26 protein-coding genes and 1 riboswitch are annotated in these 24,061 nt (G+C 63.0%); of the genes, 14 read left to right on the forward strand and 12 right to left on the reverse strand.

From position 1 onward, the window contains the following. Positions 1-5: 5 nt before the first annotated feature. The 3 genes from ABAC460_RS43830 to ABAC460_RS43840 all read right to left on the reverse strand — a co-directional run bounded on the left by ABAC460_RS43830 (position 6) and on the right by ABAC460_RS43840 (position 2,575). The gene (locus tag ABAC460_RS43830; RefSeq protein WP_031237374.1) at positions 6-695 is read right to left on the reverse strand and encodes a DUF2459 domain-containing protein; all 690 of its coding nucleotides are present in this window, start codon (positions 693-695) and stop codon (positions 6-8) included. A 356-nt stretch (positions 696-1,051) separates the two neighbouring features. Beyond that, entirely contained in the window at positions 1,052-1,522 is a 471-nt protein-coding gene (locus tag ABAC460_RS43835) for a Dps family protein (RefSeq protein ID WP_023455201.1), read from the reverse strand. 75 nt (positions 1,523-1,597) lie between these two features. Next, on the reverse strand, positions 1,598-2,575 hold the full coding sequence (locus tag ABAC460_RS43840) for an SRPBCC family protein (protein ID WP_023455202.1): 978 nt from the start codon (positions 2,573-2,575) through the stop codon (positions 1,598-1,600). Between the two features lie 168 nt (positions 2,576-2,743). Here ABAC460_RS43840 and nadA point away from each other — a divergent pair, with 168 nt between their 5' ends. Genes nadA through ABAC460_RS43865 form a run of 5 tightly spaced genes read left to right on the forward strand, consistent with a single transcriptional unit; the run spans position 2,744 to position 6,796 of the window. After that, positions 2,744-3,832 (forward strand): quinolinate synthase NadA, encoded by a 1,089-nt coding sequence (gene nadA / locus ABAC460_RS43845; RefSeq protein ID WP_023455203.1) that lies wholly within the window; start codon positions 2,744-2,746, stop codon positions 3,830-3,832. A 34-nt stretch (positions 3,833-3,866) separates the two neighbouring features. After that, a complete protein-coding gene (locus ABAC460_RS43850) occupies positions 3,867-5,396 on the forward strand; it encodes an L-aspartate oxidase (RefSeq protein WP_023455204.1) in 1,530 nt (509 codons plus the stop codon). Then, the gene (gene nadC, locus ABAC460_RS43855; RefSeq protein WP_023455205.1) at positions 5,396-6,244 is read left to right on the forward strand and encodes a carboxylating nicotinate-nucleotide diphosphorylase; all 849 of its coding nucleotides are present in this window, start codon (positions 5,396-5,398) and stop codon (positions 6,242-6,244) included. Before ABAC460_RS43850 ends, nadC begins: the two co-directional genes overlap by 1 nt. 46 nt (positions 6,245-6,290) lie before the next feature. After that, on the forward strand, positions 6,291-6,545 hold the full coding sequence (locus ABAC460_RS43860; protein ID WP_023455206.1) for a type II toxin-antitoxin system Phd/YefM family antitoxin: 255 nt from the start codon (positions 6,291-6,293) through the stop codon (positions 6,543-6,545). Next, the gene (locus ABAC460_RS43865; protein WP_023455207.1) at positions 6,542-6,796 is read left to right on the forward strand and encodes a Txe/YoeB family addiction module toxin; all 255 of its coding nucleotides are present in this window, start codon (positions 6,542-6,544) and stop codon (positions 6,794-6,796) included. Before ABAC460_RS43860 ends, ABAC460_RS43865 begins: the two co-directional genes overlap by 4 nt. On the opposite strand, the gene ABAC460_RS43870 is transcribed toward ABAC460_RS43865, so the two are convergent. From ABAC460_RS43870 to pgsA, 5 genes are all read right to left on the reverse strand, one after another. Continuing rightward, positions 6,793-7,917 carry an acyltransferase family protein gene (locus ABAC460_RS43870; RefSeq protein WP_031237375.1) on the reverse strand — a complete coding sequence of 375 codons (1,125 nt, stop codon included), beginning with the start codon at positions 7,915-7,917 and terminating at the stop codon, positions 6,793-6,795. The genes ABAC460_RS43865 and ABAC460_RS43870 overlap by 4 nt on opposite strands. A gap of 67 nt (positions 7,918-7,984) precedes the next feature. Further along, complete coding sequence (locus ABAC460_RS43875) at positions 7,985-8,965, reverse strand: HlyD family secretion protein (protein ID WP_031237376.1); 981 nt, start codon at positions 8,963-8,965, stop codon at positions 7,985-7,987. Between the two features lie 25 nt (positions 8,966-8,990). Then, a complete protein-coding gene (locus ABAC460_RS43880) occupies positions 8,991-9,704 on the reverse strand; it encodes an ABC transporter ATP-binding protein (protein ID WP_023455210.1) in 714 nt (237 codons plus the stop codon). Next, positions 9,701-10,831, reverse strand: coding sequence for an ABC transporter permease (locus ABAC460_RS43885; RefSeq protein ID WP_031237377.1), 1,131 nt, complete (start codon positions 10,829-10,831; stop codon positions 9,701-9,703). Before ABAC460_RS43885 ends, ABAC460_RS43880 begins: the two co-directional genes overlap by 4 nt. A gap of 195 nt (positions 10,832-11,026) precedes the next feature. Continuing rightward, a complete protein-coding gene (gene pgsA / locus ABAC460_RS43890) occupies positions 11,027-11,647 on the reverse strand; it encodes a CDP-diacylglycerol--glycerol-3-phosphate 3-phosphatidyltransferase (RefSeq protein ID WP_023455212.1) in 621 nt (206 codons plus the stop codon). A 126-nt stretch (positions 11,648-11,773) separates the two neighbouring features. On the opposite strand from pgsA, the gene ABAC460_RS43895 reads away from it, so the two are divergent. From ABAC460_RS43895 to ABAC460_RS43905, 3 genes are all read left to right on the forward strand, one after another. Then, positions 11,774-12,046 carry a type II toxin-antitoxin system ParD family antitoxin gene (locus ABAC460_RS43895; RefSeq protein WP_023455213.1) on the forward strand — a complete coding sequence of 91 codons (273 nt, stop codon included), beginning with the start codon at positions 11,774-11,776 and terminating at the stop codon, positions 12,044-12,046. Further along, positions 12,043-12,387: a type II toxin-antitoxin system RelE/ParE family toxin gene (locus ABAC460_RS43900; RefSeq protein WP_023455214.1), complete on the forward strand. Its 345-nt coding sequence runs from the start codon at positions 12,043-12,045 to the stop codon at positions 12,385-12,387. Before ABAC460_RS43895 ends, ABAC460_RS43900 begins: the two co-directional genes overlap by 4 nt. A gap of 41 nt (positions 12,388-12,428) precedes the next feature. Further along, positions 12,429-12,607, forward strand: a riboswitch (cobalamin riboswitch). A gap of 114 nt (positions 12,608-12,721) precedes the next feature. Next, positions 12,722-14,575 (forward strand): TonB-dependent receptor domain-containing protein, encoded by a 1,854-nt coding sequence (locus tag ABAC460_RS43905; protein ID WP_023455215.1) that lies wholly within the window; start codon positions 12,722-12,724, stop codon positions 14,573-14,575. A 147-nt stretch (positions 14,576-14,722) separates the two neighbouring features. Here ABAC460_RS43905 and moaC read toward each other — a convergent pair whose 3' ends face one another. The 3 genes from moaC to ABAC460_RS43920 are packed head-to-tail and all read right to left on the reverse strand — an operon-like array spanning position 14,723 to position 15,934. Then, positions 14,723-15,196 carry a cyclic pyranopterin monophosphate synthase MoaC gene (moaC, locus tag ABAC460_RS43910; RefSeq protein ID WP_023455216.1) on the reverse strand — a complete coding sequence of 158 codons (474 nt, stop codon included), beginning with the start codon at positions 15,194-15,196 and terminating at the stop codon, positions 14,723-14,725. After that, positions 15,193-15,636 carry a molybdenum cofactor biosynthesis protein MoaE gene (locus ABAC460_RS43915; RefSeq protein ID WP_023455217.1) on the reverse strand — a complete coding sequence of 148 codons (444 nt, stop codon included), beginning with the start codon at positions 15,634-15,636 and terminating at the stop codon, positions 15,193-15,195. Before ABAC460_RS43915 ends, moaC begins: the two co-directional genes overlap by 4 nt. A 1-nt stretch (position 15,637) precedes the next feature. Next, a complete protein-coding gene (locus ABAC460_RS43920) occupies positions 15,638-15,934 on the reverse strand; it encodes a MoaD/ThiS family protein (protein WP_369794133.1) in 297 nt (98 codons plus the stop codon). Positions 15,935-16,005: 71 nt separating this feature from the next. On the opposite strand from ABAC460_RS43920, the gene ABAC460_RS43925 reads away from it, so the two are divergent. From ABAC460_RS43925 to ABAC460_RS43945, 6 genes are all read left to right on the forward strand, one after another. After that, positions 16,006-17,169, forward strand: a complete 1,164-nt coding sequence (locus ABAC460_RS43925) for a polysaccharide biosynthesis protein (protein WP_023455219.1) — start codon at positions 16,006-16,008, stop codon at positions 17,167-17,169. A gap of 74 nt (positions 17,170-17,243) precedes the next feature. Then, positions 17,244-18,107, forward strand: a complete 864-nt coding sequence (locus ABAC460_RS43930; protein WP_023455220.1) for an isoaspartyl peptidase/L-asparaginase family protein — start codon at positions 17,244-17,246, stop codon at positions 18,105-18,107. Positions 18,108-18,216: 109 nt separating this feature from the next. Next, positions 18,217-19,554: a DUF1800 domain-containing protein gene (locus ABAC460_RS43935; RefSeq protein ID WP_031237378.1), complete on the forward strand. Its 1,338-nt coding sequence runs from the start codon at positions 18,217-18,219 to the stop codon at positions 19,552-19,554. A 2-nt stretch (positions 19,555-19,556) separates the two neighbouring features. Further along, positions 19,557-20,717, forward strand: coding sequence for a DUF1501 domain-containing protein (locus ABAC460_RS43940; protein WP_023455222.1), 1,161 nt, complete (start codon positions 19,557-19,559; stop codon positions 20,715-20,717). Positions 20,718-20,982: 265 nt separating this feature from the next. Beyond that, positions 20,983-21,123, forward strand: a complete 141-nt coding sequence (locus ABAC460_RS49985) for a hypothetical protein (RefSeq protein ID WP_023455223.1) — start codon at positions 20,983-20,985, stop codon at positions 21,121-21,123. A gap of 228 nt (positions 21,124-21,351) precedes the next feature. After that, complete coding sequence (locus ABAC460_RS43945) at positions 21,352-22,452, forward strand: AAA family ATPase (protein ID WP_023455224.1); 1,101 nt, start codon at positions 21,352-21,354, stop codon at positions 22,450-22,452. On the opposite strand, the gene fumC is transcribed toward ABAC460_RS43945, so the two are convergent. Beyond that, positions 22,449-23,840 (reverse strand): class II fumarate hydratase, encoded by a 1,392-nt coding sequence (gene fumC / locus ABAC460_RS43950; RefSeq protein WP_031237379.1) that lies wholly within the window; start codon positions 23,838-23,840, stop codon positions 22,449-22,451. The genes ABAC460_RS43945 and fumC overlap by 4 nt on opposite strands. Between the last annotated feature and the right edge of the window lie 221 nt (positions 23,841-24,061).

Raw genomic sequence — 24,061 nt, forward strand, 5'->3', positions numbered from 1 at the left:
AATGTCTAGCGGACCTTGGCGCGCAGCGACAGGTCAAGCGCCAGAAGCGGCGCCAGGCCGTCGATCATCGGCGTCGTCGGCAAGCCGGCGGCATGGAGTTGATCCCCCGTCCAGTTGTTGCAGAGACGGGCGATCGAAAAGTGCTGGTTGCTGGTGAAAAACGGATTTCCGGGCGTGGTGACCTTGTCGGATACAGGCGCGCCGTTTTGGGTGATGAAGGAGGCTTCGATACTGTCGGCCATGGCGGTGAAGCCGGCACGCGACATATGGACGGTGAGGACATCCGGCGCCTTCCAGGCGACGGCGGGGTCGGTGTCGATGCCCCAGACGCGGATGACCGACGGATTGTTGGGCGCGAACAGGGCGCGCAGGCCATCGAGGGCGCGTTCAATGGACGATCCTTTGCCGCTGTAGAAACCGGCATCGCCCCAGCCATAGACGAGCCAGTTTTTGTCGCCGGCCGCCTGCCCGGCCTTGGCGAGGATACCGCCACGGGTGTTCACCTCATCGGCCGGCAGGATGATGTCGGTATGGAAGCCATTGTTCAGGATATAGACGGTGACCGTGTCGTTGGTGGCGGGATAGAGCGCCTTGTTGCCGTGCCGTGCGGTGAGAACGGTCATAACGAGGAACAGGGCCAGGACAGCCAGCGGCGCTTTCCACATCCAGCCTTTTCGCGGCCACGCCAGTTTCAAGTGAGGTCCCTCCCAAGCACACATTGAACCATGTTCAAAGTGATTTGTCCATGGGAGGCGATTGTGCTGATCAGGATTTTCTCGGGCAAGCCGGTAGAATCAAACGACGGAACACCCGGAAAGAGACGGAAAGAAACGGAATTCAGGCCAAGCTTCAAAATCCGCGCGAAGCGCAACCATTCAAGTGAATGCCGCTACGCGGCGGACTCAGGACAGCTAAGAATTCCGCTTCTTTCCGTCTCTTTCCGGGTGTTCCGTCGTTTGATTCTACTGATTTTCCGGACGTGCTCAACAAACACAAAAGAAGCCCCCGGACCAAACCGGAGGCTTCTCGAAATCCAACTGTCAGAACCTGATCAGCCGAGCGTGGCGTTCAACATCCACAAATGCTTCTCATGGGCCGCCAGGCGAGTATTGGCCAGGTCCTGGGACGGACCATCGCCAGCCTTTTCCGCCGCCGCTACCAGCGACTTCAAGGTCGCGATTACCTGCTTATGACCGTCCGCCAGATCGCGCACCATGTCCTCGGCGCCCTTCTTGGGATCGCCTTCAGGCACCGACGTTAAACCCGCAAAGGCCGTACCGGTCATCGGCGCGGTCTGGCCCAGGGCCAGGATGCGCTCGGCGATCTCGTCCAGGGCCGTCCATTGTTCGGTGTACTGATCCATGAACAGCAGGTGCAGCGAACGGAAGGTCAGGCCGCGGACATTCCAGTGATAGCCATGGGTCTTCAGGTACAGGTTATAGCTGTCGGCGAGAACCTTCGACAGTTCCTTGCCCACGGTCTTGTCGTGATCGACTTGGGTGGAAACAGCAGCATCGGCCATGATAAAATCTCCTCAGAATGACGGTACCGAGATATGGCCCGTGCCGTAAGGATTCAATACAGGTCCAAGGGATTTTTAACGGCCTTGCGTCTGATCACCTTCGGCCAGTTGCTTCATCTGCCCCATGGTGCGGCGATGGACCTGCCGCGTCACATCCTCAGCCCAGCCGGCGAAATAGGCCGCCGGACGCACGTGCAGCCGATAACGGCCAGTCATAGTCAATTTGGTGCGGCCATCGCTTAGAGGCGTCAGCACGACCTCGCCCTCGTCAAAGGTCAGGTGGCCGAAGATCTCCGGATGCTGCATCTGACCGGTCACGGCGAAGACGAGCCGCCGGTTGGGCTCCAGAACTGTGATACGCTCGTCATAGGCATGGCCGCCGGTAAAGCGGCATTGCCGGCGGGCGCCCACCGCCCGAGCTTCGGCGACCGAGTGCGTCGGCGACGGCAGACCCATCTGCCAAACCCAGTAGTCGGGCTTTTCGTTAATCTCGGGATAGCTGACGACATAGCGCCAGACCACGTCTGGAGGCGCGTCGATGACAACGCTGCTGGAGACCTCGCGCGCCACATCGGGCACCGGCCCCAGGGTTTCTCCAATCACCAGAACCAGAGCCAGAGGCGCCAGGCTGACCGAAGCCGATCGGCTTTTCCCCCGCCGCGCCACCAGCCGCCCAATAGCGTAGCCGATGGCGATAAGCGCCAGCAGCAGGGGCGACGCCATGATCAGGCAGATCAAGCCTTCGCGCAGGGGCAGGAGGGCAATCAGGCAGTCGACGATCAGGATGCAGACGATCAGGCCGAAGCCCGCCCCGCCCGTCACCTTTTCACGCCCCAGGGCCAGCGCGGCGGCAAAACCTTGCGCCATGGGCAGCAACAGCAGGATGCTGCCGTTATACAGCCACGACGGCGTTTCGCCCGAGAACGGGTTGAAAGCATGATCCTTCAGGAACAGGACCGCGTAGTAGGGAAGGAAGATGCCCAGTCCCGCCAGGATGGCCCACAACAAGGCCTTTCTGAAATAATTACGTCCGGCCGGCTTCATCTCAATCATGGTTCCTTCCATTCGTCATTTAGCTTAATAACTAAATATTGTGGCGTCAATTGTCATAATTCGTGATCAGGCTTGTGACCGCTTCCATATTGCATCCTTCAGCGATCTGGCTATTTTAAAGCCACCTTATGCTGAAAATGAGCATAAGGGTCGAAAAGGACCGAAGCGATGCCCGATACTGCATTTCCGTTAGAGTTCACGCCTGCTGTCGCAGCCGAAACCGCGGCCATTCGCGCCCGTCTGGCGGGCAAGGTGTCCGAGTTGGAATGGCAGCTCCAGGCGCCTTTGATCGCCGCTATCAACCGGCTGAAAAAGGAAAAGAACGCCGTCGTCCTGGCGCACAACTACATGACGCCGGAAATCTTCCACGGGGTCGGCGACTATGTCGGCGACAGCCTTGGCCTGGCCCGCGAAGCCGCTAAATCGGATGCCGCCATCATCATTCAGGGCGGGGTCCACTTCATGGCGGAAACCTCCAAGATCCTGGCGCCGGACAAGACCGTGCTGATCCCCGACATGCGCGCCGGCTGTTCTCTGGCGTCCAGCATCACCGGCGCCGATGTCCGCCTGATCAAGCAGCGCTATCCCGGCGTGCCCGTCGTCACCTATGTCAACACCACGGCCGATGTGAAGGCCGAAACCGACATCTGCTGCACCTCGGCCAATGCTGTTCAGGTTGTGGAATGGGCGGCGAAGGAATGGGGCACCGACCGGGTGATCCTGATCCCCGACCAGTTCCTGGCCAAGAATGTCGCCCGTCAGACGGATATCAAGATCATCGCCTGGGCCGGCGCCTGCGAGGTCCATGAGCGCTTCGATGCCGACGATATCGCCCAGGTTCGCATCGCCCATCCGGGCGCGGTCGTTCTGGCGCACCCGGAATGCCCGCCGGAGGTGATCGCCGCTTCGGATTTTACCGGCTCGACCACCGCCATGGCGGACTACGTCACCAGGAACAAGCCGAAGCAGGTGGTCCTGATCACCGAATGCTCGATGGCCGACAATGTCACCGCCGACGCGCCGGGTGTCGAGTTCCTGCGGCCATGCAACCTGTGCCCGCACATGAAGCGGATTACCTTGCAGGGCATCTATGACAGCCTGGTCAAGCACCAGTACGAGGTCACGGTCGATCCCGATCTGATCCCGCGCGCTGCCCTGGCCGTGCAACGCATGATCGACATGCCGCCCCTGGCCAAACCGGCCCGCTACGACATGGTCAAGGCCCGGCATCACGTCGATGTCGAGATGATTTCTTAGTCCTTCGCACTGCGAAGCCGGAAGGAGGCCTGTCATGGCCGCTGAAACCTATATCCACAATGGTCCCCTGGTCATCGGCGCCGGTTTGGCCGGTCTGTCGGTCGCGCTGAACACCGCCCCGCACAAGACCCTGGTCCTAGCGCCCGTGGCGCTCGGCGTCGCCTGCTCGTCGGCCTGGGCCCAGGGCGGGATCGCCGCGGCCCTGTCCGACGAGGATTCGCCCGAAGCCCACGCCCGCGACACCATTGCCGCCGGCGCCGGCATCGTCGACGAACTGGCCGCGAAAACCCTGACCGAGATGGGGCCGGAAACGGTCCGCAAACTGAATGAGTTGGGTGCGCCTTTCGACCACAACGCCGACGGTGACTTCGTGCTCAACCGCGAAGCCGCCCATGGCCTGGCCCGGGTCGCCCGCGTCGGCGGCGACCTGGCCGGCAAGGCCATACTGGAGGCGGTCGTCAATGCCGCCCTCAACGCCAAACATATCGAAATCTGGGAACCGGCTTTTGCCCTCGGACTGATCACATCGCACGAGGGAGATGTGATCGGCGCCGTGGTGCAGCACGGCGAACGGCGCGTCCATGTTTTCGCCCAGGCCGTGATCATGGCCAGCGGTGGATCGGGCGGGCTGTTCGCCGTAACGACCAACCCGGCCAACCTGCGCGGCGAAGGCATGGCCATGGCCGCTTTGGCCGGCGCGACCATCGCCGATCCGGAGTTCGTCCAGTTCCACCCGACCGGTCTCAAGTTCGGGCTCGATCCGGCGCCCCTGGCCACCGAAGCCCTGCGCGGGGAAGGCGCTACGCTGGTCGACAAGGACGGCGTGCGGTTCGCCTTCGAGGACCACCCGGACGGCGAACTGGCGCCGCGCGACATCGTCGCTCGCGCCGTGCACAAGGCCAATGCTTCGGGGCGCGGGGCGTACCTGGATTGCCGCGAAGCGATCGGCGACCATTTCCCGGCGGAGTTCCCGACGGTGTTTGCCTCCTGCATGGCCCAGGGCATCGATCCACGCACCATGCCCCTGCCTGTCGCGCCGGCGGCGCACTACCACATGGGCGGCATCGCCACCGACATCTTCGGCCATACCTCGCTGAAGGGGCTTTACGCCGCGGGTGAATGCGCCTCGACCGGGGTGCACGGCGCCAACCGGCTGGCATCGAACTCGCTGCTGGAAGCGGCAGCTTTTGGCGAGCGCGTGGGCGAAACCGCCATCACCGAACTGCGCACGCCCGATCCGGCCAATGCCGTCATTCCCGAGGTACCGCCCCAGATGGCCGGCGCCGACATCCTGCGCCTGCGCGAAGCCATGAGCCTGCAGGCCGGGCTGGTCCGCGATGCGAAAGGCCTGGGTGAACTTCTGGGCCTGATCGAGGAACTGGAAAACCGTTACCCGGGTGCACTTCCTTTGGTCAGCGCGCGTCTGATTGTGGTTTCGGCCTTGCAACGGAAAGAGAGTCGCGGTTCTCATTATCGCAGCGATTATCCGTTGCCTTCAGCGGCGGCGAAACGCACATTTACAAGCTGGACCCATGTCCGCGCGCCACAAGGGGAATTTGCCTGATGTACCTGACCGGTCTGCCCGATCTGCTCGTCGAACCCGTGATCAAGGACGCTTTGCGGGAGGATCTCGGCCTGGCCGGCGACGTCACCGCCCAGGCGGTCATTGCCCCCAATGCCCGCTTCAAGGCCGAGTTCAAGGCGCGTGAGGAAGGTATCTCCGCCGGCATCGACTGCGCCCGCCTGGCCATATCGTTCATGGACCCGCAGGCGCGCTTCGAAATCCTGCTGCCGGATGGCAGCCAGGTTGCGCCCGGCGCGGTTATCGCACGCGTCGAAGGCAAGGCGCGCGCCATCCTGGCGGCCGAACGGGTGGCTTTGAACCTGCTGTGCCATCTGTCGGGCGTGGCCACCCTGACCTCAAAATATGTCGCGACCGTCGAAGGTCTGAAGACCAAGATCGCCTGTACGCGCAAGACCCTGCCGCTGTTGCGCGCCCTGCAGAAGCACGCGGTCAAATGCGGTGGCGGTCATAACCACCGCTACGGCCTGGACGACGCCATCCTGATCAAGGACAACCATATCGCCATCTGCGGCGGCGTGGCCCAGGCGATGGAACGCGCCAAGGCCGGGGTCGGCCACACCATGAAGATCGAGATCGAGGTCGACTCGATCGCGCAACTGAAGCAGGCCCTGCCCTATGCGCCGGACGTGCTGCTGCTGGATAACTTCTCGATCGACATGTACGCCGAAGCCGTGAAACTGGCGGCAGGGAAGACCATTCTGGAAGCTTCGGGCGGGGTCAATCTCGATACGGTGCGGGCGATCGCCGAAGCGGGCGTGGATGTGATTTCGGTCGGGGCATTGACCCACTCGGCGCCGAACTTCGACATCGGGCTGGACGCGGTTTGACGGCTGTCGCGAACCGCTGTACAATAATACGTACAATAGGTGCCCTATGCGACATATCAGCTATTCTGCCTTTCGCGCCGACCTGGCCAATCAACTGGACAAGGTCAACGAAGACCACGCGCCGCTTCTGATCACCCGTCAGAACGGCGCGCCGGCTGTGGTCATGTCGTTGGAGGATTTCTCGTCATGGCAGGAAACGATGTATCTGCGCTCCAGCCCGCGTAATGCCGAGCGTCTTGATGAAGCCATTCGGCAGTTGAATGCCGGCCTGGGTGAAACGCACGATCTGATCGAAGAATGAACCTGAGCTTTGCTCCGACGGCGTGGGACGATTACCTGGACTGGCAGGCGACCGACAAGGCGCAACTGAAACGGATCAATGCCCTGATCAAGGATGTGATACGATCACCTTTCGAAGGTATCGGCCAGCCGGAGCCCCTGAAGCATGACTGGTCAGGTTATTGGTCACGCCGCATCGATCAGGAACATCGGCTGATTTATCGCGTTACCGACGATGCGATCCTGATCGCCCAGTGCCGGTTTCACTATTAGACGCCGCCGCGGACGAAGCTAAGCTTCGACACCCAGGCACTGAGCGGCTTGTCGACCACAGCGTCGAACAGGAAGGCCGTGATCATCGCCGCCAGCAGCGCGGTGGCCCACAAAGCCCACTGCGCGGCAAAGCCCAGGTCCAGCATGGCCACGACCTTGGGGGTCAGGCTGAACCACACGGCACCGACCAGGGAATGCACCAGAAACAGGGCGAACGAGGCCCGGCCCAGGCGTTGGCTGACCGGCATCTCGCGGAAGGTCACGGCGCCGGACACGGCCAGGACCGTGCCCAGCAGCGTCAGAATGACCGTGTCGAGTATCAGGTGGCGTGGCAGCAGAGCCAGCCCGACCGCCCCGGCCAGAGCGAAGGTAACCAACGGCCAGAACAACGCCTGACTAAGACGCAGGCTGGCTGTGGCGCGCTCGATCAGGTTGCCGAGAATGAACAGGGGTATGGCGCGCAGCAGGCCCCAGGCCAGGGGCAGGTCGGCGAAGGCATGTTTCGCTACGGTTTCGGCCAGGATGTGCCCCATGGCCAGGACCGCGACGGCCACCCCGGCCAGGATGATCAGCGGCCGGTCGTGCACCCAGCGGGCATAGACGGCGAACAGGCCATAGCACACCAGCAGGGCGGACAAGGTCCAGGTCGGGATGTTCCAGGTCGGGGTGCCGATAATCCCCCAGCCATGGACCATGAAGGCCTGGGCGAACAGGGCGTTGAGGCCGTAGTGGTCGCCGTGGTTGGGCGGGAACCCCAGCAGCGTCGCCGTCACGATGAAGGCAGCGAAGGTCAGCAACACCACCACATGTGACGGCCATAGCCGGGCAAAACGCTTGAGAAAGAAGTGGGTCGGCCGCATCTGCGACCGGGTCAGGCGGTCGCCATAGGCGCGGGACAGCACGAAGCCCGACAGCATCAGGAAGAAGTCGGTGGCCAGCCAGCCCTGTTCGAAAATCGGGCTGACCAGGCGCAGATTGAGCGGCGCCGACGGACCGAAGTGGAACAGCAGGATAAAGGCCGCCGCCAGGAAACGCAGCACATCCAGGCTGGCGCCACCACGCCGCGCCGGTATATCGGCCGGCGCAACGGAGGACACGGAGGGAACGGACAGAGGCTTCACTCTACCCGCATACCGTATCCGCGTTAAGAAGCAGAAAAAAAGCCGCCTGGTGAGGCGGCTTTTCGTCTTATTTCTTTGCCGGTTCGGCAGGCTTGGGCGCTTCGCGCTTGATGCCGGCCTTTTCACCCGCCTTCATGTACTTGACCAGGACACGCTGGCCGATCAGGAACGGCGTGCCGTCCGCCGACACAACCACCTCGACAACGCGCTCGTCGCTGGCTTCGTTGCCGCTGTCCGACTTCAGCTTGCGCGCGCCGAAGGTCGCGGCGATGCGGATGACCTTGCCGACATAGGTCTTGGTCTGGTCGGCTTCGGGAATGATCTCGACCTCCTGGCCGACCGACACGTCCGGAATCGAGCTTTCGACGATTTCCGAACGGATAATGTGCGGCACGGCGGGCTCAAGGTCGAACATGGTAGACACGTTCAGGGTCGAGGCGCCGCCGCCCGGATTGGCATAGCGGCGGATAATCTTGCCGTCCATCGGGGCGCGGATAATGGTCAGGTCGAGATTATACTCGGCCTGGGCCAGTTGGGCGCGGGCCGTGGCGACCGCGGCCTGCTGGGTACCCAGGGTCGCCTGGGCGGTCGCGATGGCGTCGCGTGCCTGGTCAAGCTTTTGCTGCGCCACGAAGTTGGACGGCGCCAGCTTGGCGAGGCGATCATATTCACGTTGCGCCGTGGTGATGGTAACCTGGGTCAGGGCCAGTTGGCTTTCGGCCTGGTGGACCTGGGCGCGGGCGCTGTTCACCGCCAGCGCACTGTCGCGGTTTTCCTGGCGGGCCAGGATCTGCCCCTTGGTGACGGTATCGCCTTCCTGGACCAGGACCTCTTCGACGATGCCAGCGCGGCGCGCGGCAACCTCGATGACGCCGCCCTCGACATCCACCTTGCCGTTGGCAATGGCGGCATACGGGCTGGGGGGCGCCTTGACCTCGGCCTTAGGGTCGGCCTTGCCGCCCGGCGGCGGCATGTTGCACGCCGTGAGACCGGCAGTAACCGTCAGAACGACGGCAAGGGCGGTAGCGGAAACGAATTTGCGAGACATGATGCTTCTTTGTTTCTCTTCGATATCAGGCGATTGAGGGCGGTTCCGAAATCATAGTGTCGCTCAGAATCTTCCCGTCTTCCATGTGAATGACGCGGTCGGCATAGGCTTCGAGGCGCGGATCGTGGGTCACGACGATCACGGCGGCGCCGCGCTCCTTGGCGGCCTGGTGCAGCAGCTTGATCACGACCTGGCCGCTGACCGAGTCGAGCGCCGAGGTCGGTTCGTCGGCGAACAGCAGTTGCGGCATCTTGGCCAGCGCGCGCGCGATGGCGACCCGTTGCTTCTCACCGCCCGACAATTCCGCCGGCTTCTGGTTGAGGCGATGCCCCAGGCCGACCGATTCCAATGCCGCCACCGCGCGTTTGCGGACGTCGGCCTTGGGCACCTTACAGTATTTAAGCACCTGCTCGACCTGTTGTGTCGCGCTGAGGGCCGGGAACAGGTTGAACCCCTGGAAGATAAAGCCGCAATGGTCGAGACGGAACTTGTCGATCTTGCTCCGCTTCTTTTTCCACAGGCTTTCACCCAGGGCCAGGACCTCGCCTTCGTCAGGCTGCATCAGCCCCGAAAGGGCGGCGATCAGGGTCGACTTACCCGAACCCGACGGTCCCATGACCATGGTCACCTGGCCATGCCAGGCAGTGAAATCGACATTTTTCAACACCACCTGGCGTTGCTTGCCGATCTTGTAGCCTTTGGTGAGTTGTTTGGCGTCCAGGGCTAATTTTGCGCTCATCGTAACAGGTCCGCGGGCTGGCTCTTTTTCAGGACGCCGAGCGATAACAGGCCCGACAGGACGGCGATGGTGAGCAACATGACACTGACCGCGATGATCGACCACAGCGGATAGAACATGCCCAGGGCAAAAAACTTGGCCAGGTAGGTGACCCCTACCAGCAGGATGGCCGTCACGCCCAGGCCGGCGACGCCGACCCAGAAGCTGAGCTCCATGATGACGAGGCGCAGGTTACCCATCGACACCCCCAGGGCGCGCAGGGATGCGAATTCCTTGATATTGGCCAGGATGGCGCCTTGCAGGGTTTGCCAGGTAATGACGATACCGATGAAGACACCGACCACCAGCATGAAGCCCAGCATGATGACGATGAAGGCTTCCTTGAACATCGAAGCCTGATTGCGCTCCGACAGTTGTTCACGCGTCCAGGCCTTGAACTGCCCCTTGCCGATGACGTTCAGCTCCTTGGCGACCTGCTCAGCCTGAGACGGGTCGGAGATCTTCACCAGGATGGTGCCGACGCGCGGGCCTTCATCGGTAATGTAGGTCAGCTTGGCGGTCTGGCGCGACATGAAGACCATGGCGTTGAACATGCTGGGATAGTTGTCGACCGTCGCGCGGACGGTCACGGTCTTGCCGTTCAGGGTCGCCTTGTCACCGACCTTCACCCCCAGCTTGGCCAGGCTGGTGCGGTCGACGACGACACTGTAGGGCTCCTGCAGGGCGACGATGACGTTTTCCGGGAAATCGGTCGGCAGGGTCACCGCGTTTTCCATCGGGTCGACGACGATAACCTGGACCCCGTCCTTCTTGGACGGCTGCTCCGGCGTAGGGAAGTTCGACCAGAAGGCCCAGTTCACCGAATAGGGCATGACTTCCTTCACCGCCGGGTGCTGATACAGCACGGGAATGTTGCGTCGCGGCTGCGTGGAGCCGAAACCCTCGGCATCGACGGGAAGGACCATCAGATTGGCCGGCGAACGGTCGATCGTGGCGGTAAAGCTCTTGCCGATACCCATGAACATGCCGACCATCGACATGACCAGCAGTCCGGCCACCGCGAGGGCGATGACGGCCGCCATGTAGCGCCGCCATTCATATATAAGTGTCGATAGGGCGAGGGACATAATACCACTTCAAACGGCACCTGAACGTGCAGGCGCACCTTTTACGAGTTTCTTATAAAGGTCTAATTAAATCATCGTAACTTGCGTTACGAATTGGCAATGTTGCCGGGAAACCATAGCTGCCCCTTGTCAAAACCCGCAGTGTCGGACAGCGGGTTTCGATAAGAGACTGTGGAATCTGAGAATTTGCGGCGATTACAGTTCTTTTTTCGCCGCAATGAAATAAGCCAGACCGGACCAGAGGGTCACGACCATGGCAATCAGCAACAGACCGTAGGAAATCATATAGGCCTCATCCGTCCAGTCCAGTGGCAGGTTGAAGGCGGCCCAGCTCTGCGCCAGCAGCATGGCGCCCAGTGCGACGAGCTGGATGGTGGTCTTCGCCTTGCCGAGGAAAGTGACGGGAACCTTGACGCCCTTGCCCGCCGCCGTTTCGCGCAGGGCGCTGACGGCGAATTCGCGGAACAGAATAAAGGCTGCCGGCAGGGCGAAATAAGGATCGCCGGTATTGATGGTGAACAGGCCCAGAATGGTGCCGCAGACGAGAATTTTGTCGGCGATCGGGTCGAGAATGGCGCCCCACTGGCTTTCCGCGTTCAGCTTGCGCGCCAGGATGCCGTCGAACAGGTCGGTGAACGCGGCGATGACGAAAACGTAGAAGCCCCAACGCTGGAACGGTTCCATTGCGACCGAATTGACGGCAAGAAAGGGAATGCCTCCCGCCGAAGCCGCCAGCAGGCAGAACATGATGATGCCGGCCACCAGCCGGATCATGGTCAGGATGTTGGGGATGGGGTTGACCTGCTCGCCTGTCATATTACACGCCTTGCTTCAGTTGGCTCGCACGCGGGATAGCACGTTCCCGCCGCAATACCAGTGGATTTTGTTGCGGAAGAGGCTGACACCTGCTAGCAATTGGCAATTATTGCCAATGAGATACCCATGCCAACGCGCAATATCAACCTGACGCCCCACTATGATGACCTTGTCGCCGACTATGTCACGAGCGGCCGCTATCAGAACGCCAGTGAAGTTATCCGCGAGGGACTTCGGCTTATGGAAGCGCGCGACGCCGAAATGACCGCCAGGCTCGAAGCCCTGCGTTCTGCCGTGGATGTCGGCATTGCGGACATCGAAGCCGGCCGGTTCCGTGAATTCGCCAGCGGCACCGAATTGTCAGCCTATCTTAAAGCCCGTCGGGCAGAGCCCAGGTGACACACAGGCAATGGCAAATCAGGCTGACTGCACGGGCCGAATCCGACTTTCTCAATATTCTTGACTCGACAGCCGAACGGTTCGGCCCTCGCCAGGCAGACGTTTACGAAGATCATCTCCTGGCTGCCTTGAGGGCATTGGAAGACGGCACCGATATTCAGGGTCGGATAGAGCATTCCGACATTCGTCCGGATGTGTTTGTGTATCGCGTTGCGCGGCGCGGCATACCGGCCCGGCATTTGATATGCTGCCGGGTTCTTGATGATCAGGTCATTGAAATTCTCCGCATTCTCCATGATGCCATGGATTTGCCGCGTCACATACCTGCATCAGATCTTTGATTTTCCAGCGGCGCCCTTGACGCTATGCCTCCCCTCCTCTATCGCCGCCGCGTGCCGAAGGTGCTCCCGTCACGGCGGGAGAGAATAGGGAACCGGGTGTAAACCCCGGACTGTGCCCGCAACTGTAAGCGCCGAGCTGTCCGCATCGCCACCAAACCGGGAAGGCGCGGACCGCGTTCGAGGCGCAAGTCAGGAGACCTGCCCGCGGCTGTCGTCCTTTGTTACCGCCGGGACCAGCGGGACGAGCTCGGGAATCCCCTTGAGAGACGATGTGTTTGTCAGCCGCCGTGTTCGCACACGACGGCTTTCGTCCCTGACTGAAAGACCGCTTAGAATGATCAAGCGCCCCCTCCTCCTCTCCGCCGCCGTCGCGGCCCTGGCTCCGGCCGCCTTCGCTCAAGACGAAGACGTCATCATTTCCGTCACGCGCCAGCCCCTGCCCGCCTCCAAGGTCGGCCAGGCCGTTGCCGTCCTCGACCAGACCGATATCGATACCTATCAGTCGGTCTATCTTGCCGACCTGCTGACCCACACGCCCAGCCTGGTCGTCACCCGCAACGGTCCCCCGGGCGCGGCCGCCAGCGCCTCGATTCGCGGCGCCGGCGCCGACCATACCCTGTACCTGCTGGATGGCATCCGGCTGAACGACCCGTCCCAGGTCGGCGGCGGCGCCAATCTGGGCCTGATCGCCGCCGACGACGCCGGTCGCATCGAAGTCCTGCGCGGCCCCCTGTCCACCCTCTGGGGTTCGGGCGCCCTGGGCGGCGTGGTGAGCATCACCAGCCGCGACAGCCATGCCCCGCTCGAAGCCACCGCCGCGTTCGAAGGCTATGACGAATACGGTTCCGCCCGCACCGCCGTGGGCGGCAAGACAGACCGTTTCACCTGGCGGCTGTTCGGCAGTTCGGTTAGCGACGACGGCGTTTCGACCTTCGCCGGCGGCAGCGAAGCCGACGCCTTCACCCAGACCAGCCTGGCGGCCAGGGGCAGTCTGGCGGTCACCGACTCGGTCACTCTGCGCGCCTTCACCACCTACAGCCGCAGCCGCAACGACTATGACGGCTATCCGGCGCCGCTCTATGCCTTTGCTGATACCGGCGAGTTCGGCCGCACCGCGACCCGCCTGAGCGCTGTCGCCCTGGAACACCGCTTCGACAAGGGCGAACAGGTCCTGTCGTTCAGCGAAAGCCAAGCCGATCGCCACGACTTTTTCAGCGACGGTTCGGAATTCGTCGCCCGCGGCGGCATCCAGTCAGCCGACTACCACATCCTGTACCACGTGAGCGACGCCACCCGTCTGCTGGGCGGCGTGTCGTACGAACGCGACACCATGCGCATCGCCAGCCCGGCGCCGTGGGATCCCAACCCGACGCCGCTGAGCGTCTCGGTCAACACCGCCAGCGTCTACGGCCAGCTCACCCAGGATGTCGGCCCGGCCACCCTGGCCGTCAGCGCCCGCCACGATGACAGCTCCAGCTTCGGCGCGCTGGACATCGTCCAGGCCTCCGTCAGCGCCCCGGTCGGACCGTTCCGCCTGCACGCCAGCGCCGGCACCGGCGTCAAGGTGCCGAGCCTCTATCAGCTCTACAGCGACTACGGCTCGGCCGGCCTTGTGCCGGAAAACGGCGTCACTATCGACGCCGGCGCCGACTACGTGCTCGCTGATGGCCGGATCGGCGTCACCGTCTTTACCCGCACGGTGCGCGACCTGATCAACTTCGGCTATGACGGCTGCCAGCCGGCCCAGCTTTATGGCTGCTACGGCAATATCGACCGGTCGAAAGCCAGCGGCGTCGAGCTGACCGGCGCCTATGCGATCGGTGCCTGGACGATCCGCGGCGACTACAGCTTCCTCGACACGCGCAACGAGTCCGCCGGCCTGACCGGCAAGGCCCTGCCGCGCGCGCCTGAGCAACTGGGCAGCCTGGATGTCGACTATCGGGTAACGGAAAAGGTGTCGCTGGGACTCGGCCTGCGCCATGTCGGCGACAGCTTCGACAACGCGTCGAATACGCGCGTGCTGCAGGCCTATGACCTGGTAGACCTGAGGGCGTCCTACAATGTGAACGACCGCGTGCGGGTGTATGGCCGGATCGAAAATGCCGGCGATGCGCGCTATGAAACGGCCAGTTTCTACGGCCAGCCGGGCCGCCGGATATGGCTGGGGGTATCCGCACGCGTCTTTTAAACTGGCAACCCCCGCGAACAGGGGGTTGTCTTGAACCACCGACATGACAAGAGTGGCAATGTTCTTTTAAGTCATTACCTGAATAGTCTTTTTCCCATCAGGCCGCGGGGCTCCAACTCCCGCGGTCTTTTTTTATGGTTCAAATCCTTAGAGCGCTCCGAAGTCCGCCTTGCCACCGATCTTGGCCACGACTTCAACGCCTTCGATCCGCATGGCCTTATCGACCGCTTTCAACATGTCGTACAGCGTCAGCGCCGCAACACTCACGGCAGTCAGGGCTTCCATCTCAACCCCGGTCTGGCCGGTCGTCCTGACCTCGGCCGAAATCGCAAAGCCCGGCAATGCACTGTCTTCGACGATCTCGACCTTGACCTTGCTTAACGCCAGCGGATGACACAGCGGGATCAGGTCCGCCGTTTTCTTGGCCGCCATCACCCCGGCCAGTTCCGCCGTCGATACCACCGCGCCCTTGGGGGCCTTGCCTTCGCGCACCAGGTCCAGCGTCGCCGCGGCGCAGATCAGCCGGCCCACGGCCCGCGCCGTGCGTGCCGTCACCGGCTTATCCGAAACATCGACCATGCGCGCCCGGCCGGCGGCATCGATATGCGACAGATCGCTCATGACCACCTCTTCAAGCTTGCCGCATCCTCGGGCCGCGGCTCGATCCAGCGGTCGAGGCCGTCGCCGACCTCGCGTTTCCACAAGGCCGCCTCGGACTTCAGCCGGTCCATCATATAGTCCACCGCTTCGAAGGCCGCGCGCCGGTGCTCGGAGGCCGCCGCCACGAAGACCACCGGTTCCCCGGCCTCGACCCGGCCGCAGCGATGCAGCACCGCCACCGCCCGGATGTCGAATCGTGCCTTGGCAGCATCGGCGATGGCGCGGATCGATGCCTCTGTCATGCCGGGATACCAGTCGAGATAAAGGTAATCGACCCCGCCCGCTTCGGACCTCACCACGCCGGTAAAGGCGGCCACTGCGCCATAGTGGCCGTGTTCCACCAGGAACTCGCCATGGGCAGCGGCGGCATTAAGTGGCTGTTCCAGAAGTTGAATCCGCACCCTAACCTCCCGAAAAGACCGAAAAAAACGCCACCTCGTCGCCATCGGCCAGGGTCTGGTCGCTAAAGACCTGAACCTGGTTGACGCTCATTCGCACAGCCGCCGCATCCCCGGCGAAAAGCGAGTCACGCAGGCCAACCAGGCTGTCGGCGTCGCGTACGGTCTTTCGCATGCCGGTAATATCTGCCATACGGCCGAAAAAAAGAACCTGAACCTGCGCCATATTTCCTCGCGCCAACGCTTGATCAAACGGACCTTGCGTCAACCGCCGGCAAAATTCTATAGCCAAACGCCGCATAACTGCTTGATAAAGGCCCCATAACCGGTTCAATACCCCTCGATCAAGCCAAGCCTTTCCTCCGGGTCTACATGAGTCTCTCCAATTACCGGCTTCTGCGATTCCTGGCCCGGCTCTTCGGCAAGAAATCCAACACCCTCCCCCTGCCCGAACCGTCGGACCCGGCGTCGTTCAAGGTGCTGTTGCATCGGCCGCAGGTCTATCTCGATACCGAGCGTCTGAAGGCCTTCTATACCGGCAAGCGCATTCTGGTCACCGGCGCCGGCGGTTCGATCGGCTCGGAAATCTGCAAGCAGGCTCTGTCCCTGGGGGCCGGCCACGTCACCCTGGTCGATCACTCGGAACTGGCGCTGTATGAGATCGAGCGCGCCATCCGCAGCGACTTCCCCAATGTTACGGCGCGGCCGGTCCTATGTTCGATCCGGCGCAAGGAGCGTTTCGCCGCGGTCGTCGCCGAGGCCAAGCCGGACTTTATCTTCCACGCCGCCGCGCTGAAGCACGTGCCGATGGTCGAGCTCAATCCGTGCGAAGCCGTGCTGACCAACGTCCTGGGGACACAGTACGTCATCGACGCCGCCAAGGCCGCCGGCGTCAAGCAGCTGGTGCTGATCTCGTCGGACAAGGCCGTGGCGCCGTCGTCGCTGATGGGCGCCACTAAGCGCCTGGCCGAACATCTGATCCGCACCCAGATTTCCGATACCCATCAGGCCTGTGTCGTCCGCTTCGGCAATGTGCTGGGCTCGACGGGCTCGGTGGTGCCGCTGTTTACCTCGCAGATCCAGCGCGGCGGACCGATCACACTGACCGACAAGGATGTCGAGCGCTACTTCATGACGATTTTCGAGGCGGTCCAGTTGGTCCTGACCTCAGCCATGTACAATGCCCAGACGCCCGATCATAAGTCCGGACTATATATCCTGGAGATGGGGACGCCGATCAAGATCATGGATCTGGCAACCCGAATGATCAAACTGTACGGCCTCACACCGGACAAGGACATCAAGATCACCTTCACCGGCCTGCGCGAGGGGGAAAAGATCACCGAGGCCCTTGTCGACGACAACGAGATTCGCGAACAGGTCCAGCCGGGCATCTACGAGGTGGTCAACCAGGCCCATGTCGACGCCGTCGGCGACGAGATCATGCAGACCCTGTACGGCCTGGCCCAGGAAGGCCACGACGAACAGGCCAAGACCATGACCTTCAACCTGGTCAAGTCGCTAAGGTCGGTTTAAGTCCCCTTGCTTCCTTATCCGGCATGCCGCATAGCTTGGCCGCATAATCGGTTACGGATGAAACGGAGGCGCGCATGATCGCCCTAGCCCTGCACGGCGGCGCCGGCGCCCGCCACGGCCGCGACTATTCCGCCGAAATCGACCATATGCGCGAAGTCGCCACGACCGCCCGCGACGCCCTGCGCAGAGGGGGCCGCGCCTTCGACGTCGTTACCGAAGCCGTCGTCGCGCTGGAGGATTCCGGCCTCTATGTCGCCGGACGCGGCGCCTCGCCCAATGCCGCCGGCCAGTATGAGCTGGACGCCAGCCTGATGCGCGGCGCCGACCAGGCCTGCGGCGCTGTCGCCGCGTTACAGAACTTCCAGAACCCTATCCGCGTCGCCCGCGCCGTGCTGGAAAAGACGCCGCATGTCATGCTGGCCGGCGAAGGTGCCGCCCGGTTTGCCGACGATCAGGGCATGGCACGCCTGCCCGACGGCACGGCCTGGTTCACCCGCGCCGGCCGTGGTGAATCCAACCACCCACCGGGAACGCTGAGCCATGGCACGGTCGGCTGTGTCTGTCTCGATTCGTATGGCGAGCTGGCGGCAGCGACCTCGACCGCCGGCGTCTTCGGCAAGCTCCCCGGCCGGGTCGGCGACACGCCGCTGATCGGCGCCGGCACCTGGGCCGACCTGCAGACCGCGGTCTCCTGCACCGGCCAGGGCGAATACTTCATCCGGATCAATGCCGCCGCGCAACTCGCCTTCCGCCACATGGCCGGCGAACCGCTGGACGACGCCGCCGACGCCGTTCTGGGCCAAATCGCCGGCATGGGCGGCGAAGGCGGCCTGATCGCCGTCAATGCCGTGGGCCATGTCAGCGTGCCCTTCCGGTCCCAGGGTATGAAACGCGCCTGGTTCAGCGGCGACGGAGACATTTGTTCGGAAGCGTTTTAAGATAAGGGCGGTTTAAAGGGAAGCTGCCATGCCAGAGCCCCATTTTCGTCTCAAGGACACGCTAGGCTTCGAACCGAGAAGTCAGTTTTTTGGCGTTAGGCGTGGTTCTGTGGATTTCGAGTCGGCATTGGCGTTATCGCGTTTTGGATTGGGCAGCACGGCCGCCGGGCTGGAAGCCCTGCCGCGGCCGGCGCGCGACCTGATCTTCGACGAAATCGACCGCGGGCGCGTGGCGGCTCCGGGCAATGGCCGGCTGTCCGCCTCCGAAACCCTGATCTCCGAGGCCGCCGCCTTCTTCCAGACGCGGCTGAAACCGGGTGAAACCAAAACGCAGTCTCCGATCGGCGCCGCTCTGGATGCCGAACTGACCGCCCGCTATCACGACATCTACCTGACCGCGCCGGTCGGTTTCGGCGAGCGCCTGGTCATGTTCTGGATGAACCATTTCGCCGTCAGCCTGGATAAGGGCGCCGCGGTCCATATCTCTACCGGCGCCTATGAACGCGAAGCCATCCGGCCCTATGTATTCGGCCGGTTCACCGACATGCTGCTGGCGGTCGAAACCCACCCGACCATGTTGTACTACCTCGACAACGTCACCTCGACCGGGCCCAATTCGAAGACCGGCCAGCGCCTGGGGCGCGACATCAACGAAAACCTGGCGCGCGAGATCCTGGAACTGCACACCCTGGGTGTCGATTCCGGCTACAGCCAGGCCGATGTCACCGCCTTCGCCAAGGCACTGACCGGATGGACGGCCAACAAACAGTCCGGCCGTGACGGTCCGGTCGGCGGCTTTACCTTCCGCGGCAACCAGCACGAGCCCGGCGAAAAGACCATTCTGGGCGAAGACTACCACGCGGATGGCTTCTTCCAGGCGGCCGATATCCTGGTGTCCCTGTCCAATCACCCGGCGACGGCGAAACACCTGTCGACCAAGCTGGCGCGGCACTTCGTCTCCGATACGCCGCCGAAAACCCTGGTCGACCGGCTGAGCAGTACCTGGCTGGACACCGGCGGCGACCTTCAGGCCGTCTATGCTACCCTGATTGAGTCCGAAGAATCCTGGTCACCGGCGCCGGCCAAGCTGCGCACGCCTCAAGAGCACCTGATCGCCATGTTGCGCGCCACCGACACGCAGTTGGCGCCCGGCCTGATCAAGCGCACCCTGACGGCCATGGGCCAGCCGCAGTGGAAACCGCCCGGACCGAACGGCTTTCCCGACGTCAACGCCGCCTGGCTGACGCCGGAGGGCCTGAGCGCGCGCATGGAGGTGGCCGCCCTGGTCGCCGCCAAGACGGCGCGCGACACCGATCCGCGCGAATTCGCCCCGGCCATATTGGGACCACGCCTCAGCGACGGGACCCTGGCCGCCATCGAGCGCGCCGACACCCTGCGCCAGGGTATCAGCCTGGCCTTCATGGCTCCTGAATTCGTGAGGCGCTGACCATGATGAACCGCCGCCATTTCCTGGGCGTCACCGGCACCGCCGCCTTCGGCGCCTTTATTCCGCGCATCGCCTCGGCCGCCGGGGCGCGCGATCCGCGCTTCGTCACGATCATCCTGCGCGGCGCCCTGGATGGCCTGACCGCTGTGCCGCCGGTCGGCGATCCGGACTATGCGCGCCTGCGCCAGGCCTTCGCCATCACCTCTCCGCTGAAGCTGGATGGCCTGTTCGCCCTGCACCCGTCGCTGCCCAACCTCGAGCGATATTACAAGGCCGGCCAGGCCACCATCGTCCATGCCAGCGCCACGCCCTACCGCGCCCGGTCGCACTTCGATGGCCAGGACGTGCTCGAGTCGGGCTATGCGACACCGGGCTATACCAAGACCGGCTGGCTGAACCGGCTGCTGAAGGCCCTCCCCGCCGCCCAGCGCGCCGGTGGCAGCGGCCTGGCTGTCGGGACCGTGCCGCCGCTGGTCATGCGCGGCTCGGCCGAGGTCATGGGCTGGGCGCCGTCGTCCTTGAACCTGCGGGACGATAACTTGCCGCCGCGTATCCTGGCTATGTACCAGGACTCCGATCCGGCCCTGGCGCGGGCCTTCGACACCGCCCTGGCGACCGACCGGCTGGCCGGCGAAACCACCGGCGAAGTACCGGGCAAATACCCGATGACGGCCATGGCGAGCGGCGCGGCGCGGTTGCTGGCGCGCGACGACGGCCCGCGCGTGGCGGCCCTGGCCTTCAACGGCTGGGACACCCATACGCGCGAAGCGAAGAAATTGGCCGAACTGTTGGCTGATCTGGACGGCGCCCTGGCCGCGTTCGAGACCGAACTCGGCCCGAAATGGCGCGACACGGTGATCCTGGTGGCGACCGAGTTCGGCCGCACAGCGGCCATCAACGGCACCCAGGGCACCGACCACGGTCAGGCGACGGCGGCCTATCTGGTCGGCGGCGGGGTCAAGGGCGGCCGGGTGATCGCCGACTGGCCCGGCCTGGGTAAGGCGCAGCTGTACGAAGGCCGCGACCTAATGCCGACGACCGACCTGCGCGCGGTCATCAAGGGCACCCTGACGGAGCTGTACGATCTGTCGCCGAGCGTTCTGGCGAGCGATATCTTCCCGGACTCGGCTGGTATCAAGCCGGCGACCGGCTGGATTGCCTGAAGCCGCACGGCCTGCGACGCCCTGTCACATCCAAAATTTCCGAAATAAGAACACCGTTCCGAGAAAATTTCCGACGGCGTACATGCACACGCTCAGATTTATGCGCAGCGCACAATAACGCGCCATTCTTACAATTTTGTAATTATAACTCATTGATTTTGCGTAATAATTAAATCGAGTTCATGACTTGGTATTAATTTGAACTATGCACGCCGGGGGCGCATATCACGGACATCAGCAACGTGCTTCACAAGGAGTTAAGCCAATGTCCACCCCCGTCGCTACCGCTTCCGCCCTCTTCGCCCTGACCCTGTTCATGGTCGTTTCGCTGGTCACCGCCACCGGCCCGGCCAACACCCTCCAAAGCAGCCTGGCCACCGTCGAAGCCGCCGCTTCGAACGGCTGATCCCCCTCACCTCAACCCATCATCAAAGGAATCTTATCATGACCCGCACCATGCCCACCATCTTCGCCCTGGCGACCTTCACCGCCTTCATGGCCATCGCCCTGTTCAGCCTCGGCGGTTTCTAACCCCACCTGTAAGCCCAAGCGTAAAACAAGGCGCGCGGAGCCCCAAATCCTGGGATGCTCCCGCGCCTGTTTCTTTGCCCGCGGACTTACGCTAGGGTTGCGTATGATCACAACGCTCAGCCTGGCCGGATACCGCTCCCTGCGCGATGTTTCGCTGGAGCTGGAGAGCCTCAACATCGTCACCGGCCCCAACGGATCCGGCAAGTCCAGCCTGTATCGCGCCCTGCGCCTGCTGGCTGAGATCGCCCAGGGTGGCGTGGTGCGGCTCCTGGCGCTGGAAGGCGGCATCGACTCGGCACTTTGGGCCGGCCCGGGCAAAGGTCCGATCAGCATTCGGCTGGGGTACGCCACCGACGATTACGGCTATGCCATCGACCTGGGCCTGCCGATCCCCGGCCTGTCCATGTTCAACCTCGATCCGGTCATCAAGACGGAAAGCCTGTGGGTCGGTCAGGTACTGAGGCCGCGTAACGAACTGGCCCGGCGCGGCGGTCCCATGGTCAAGGTACGCGACGGCAACCACAATTGGCAGGTCGTCCTGACTGATTTGGCGCCGTTTGACAGCATGATGGCCCATGCCGGCGATCCGCAGAACGCCCGCGAACTGTTGATGCTGCGTGAGTTCATGCGCAACTGGCGCTTTTACGACCATTTCCGCACAGATCGCGACGCGCCGGTGCGCCAGCCTCAAATCGCCACGCGTACGCCCGTACTCAGCGGCGATGGTCACGATCTGGCGGCGGCGATCCAGACCATATACGAAATCGGCTTTCCTGAGGATTTCAATGCCGCGCTGCAGGACGCCTTTCCGGGCGCCCGCGTCGATATATCCAGCAACGGCGCCTATTTCGAACTGTCCATGGCCCAACCGGGCCTGAACCGGCCTTTGCAGACAGCGGAGCTCTCCGACGGTACCCTGCGCTATCTGCTGCTGATCGCAGCGCTGCTGTCGCCGCGACCACCGCCCCTGATGGTGCTCAACGAACCGGAGATGAGCTTGCACCCCAGCCTGCTACCGCCATTAGGCCGACTGATTGCAAAGGCATCCCAGCGCTGCCAGATGATCGTCGTATCGCACGCACCGGAACTGGTGGCCGCCATCGAAGAAGCCGCGGGAGCACGAAAGATCGCGCTCTACAAGCACAATGGCGAAACCCGCATCGAAGACAATGAGCCTCCGCCGTGGGAATGGCCGGACCGTTAGCCCGGCTTGACCATGTTTTCCGGACGGACGAACTGATCGAACTCTTCGTTCGTCAGGTAACCGCCACCGACCGTTTCCTCGCGCAGGGTGGTGCCGTTCTTGTGGGCCGTCTTAGCGATCTTGGCGCAGATGTCGTAGCCCAGGCGGCCGTTCAGCGCCGTCACCAGCATCAGCGAGTTTTCCAGGCCGCGCTTGATATTGTCCAGGCGCGGCTCGATGCCGACGACGCAGTTGTCGGTGAACGAGACCGCCGCATCCGACAGCAGGCGCACGGACTGCAGGAAGTTATAGGCCATGACCGGATTGAACACGTTCAGCTCGAAATGGCCCTGCGAACCGGCAAAGGTCAGGGCGGCATGGTTGCCGAAGATCTGGACGCAGACCTGGGTCATGGCTTCACACTGGGTCGGATTGACCTTGCCAGGCATGATCGACGAGCCCGGCTCGTTTTCCGGCAGGGCCAGTTCGCCCAGGCCCGAACGGGGGCCCGAACCCAGGAATCGGATGTCGTTGGCGATCTTGAACAGCGAGGCGGCCACCGTGTTGATGGCGCCGTGGCTGAAGACCATGGCGTCGTGGGCGGCCAGGGCTTCGAACTTGTTCGGCGCCGTGGTGAAGCCCATGCCAGTGATGGCGGCGATGCGTTCGGCCACGCCTTCGGCGAAACCGATCGGGGCGTTCAGGCCGGTGCCGACCGCGGTACCGCCCTGAGCCAATTGCATCAGCTTGGGCAGGGTCTGCTGGATGCGTTCGATGCCGTTGGTCAGCTGCTGGGTATAGCCCCCAAACTCCTGACCCAGCGTCAGCGGCGTGGCGTCCTGGGTGTGGGTGCGGCCGATCTTGATGATGTTCGCCCAGGCTTCCGCCTTGTCGTTCAAAGCGTTGCGCAGAACCTGCAGCGCCGGCAACAGGCGGTGGACGATCTCTTCGGCGCAGGCCACGTGCATCGCCGTCGGATAGGTGTCGTTCGACGATTGCGACATGTTGACGTGGTCATTCGGGTGGACGGGCTTCTTGCTGCCCATCTCGCCGCCCAGGATTTCGATGGCACGGTTCGAGATGACCTCGTTGGCGTTCATGTTCGATTGCGTACCCGAACCGGTCTGCCACACGACCAGCGGGAAGTGATCGTCCAGCTTGCCTTCGATGACTTCATTGGCGGCCTGGATGACGGCGGCGGCGACCTTGGCGTCCAGCTTGCCCAGGGCCTGGTTGGTTTCGGCGGCGGCGCGCTTGACGATGCCCAGCGCGCGGACGATCGGCAGGGGCTGCTTTTCCCAGCCGATCTTGAAGTTGCCGAGCGAGCGTTGCGCCTGGGCGCCCCAATACCGGTCGGAGGCCACTTCGATAGGGCCAAAGGTATCGGTTTCAACGCGGGTCTTGGACATGGAACGGGTCTCCGAAGGGGTTGAGGGGGGCTCGTTGCCCGAAGGGCCGGCCTGGACGGTCTGGACCGTTTCGAACTTCGCTCCGGTGCCCGGACGTTTCTTGTCCTTCTTACCCCAGCCAAACATGGGCCACTCCTCACTGAAAATGCCGGCCCGTCCTAGAACCTGACCCGTTAAAGTGCAATGAAAAACCACCCCGAAGGCGATCGGCCTTCCGGTGC

Origin of the sequence: Asticcacaulis sp. AC460 (assembly GCF_000495795.1) — a bacterium.
In the GTDB taxonomy this organism is placed as follows: Bacteria; Pseudomonadota; Alphaproteobacteria; order Caulobacterales; family Caulobacteraceae; genus Asticcacaulis.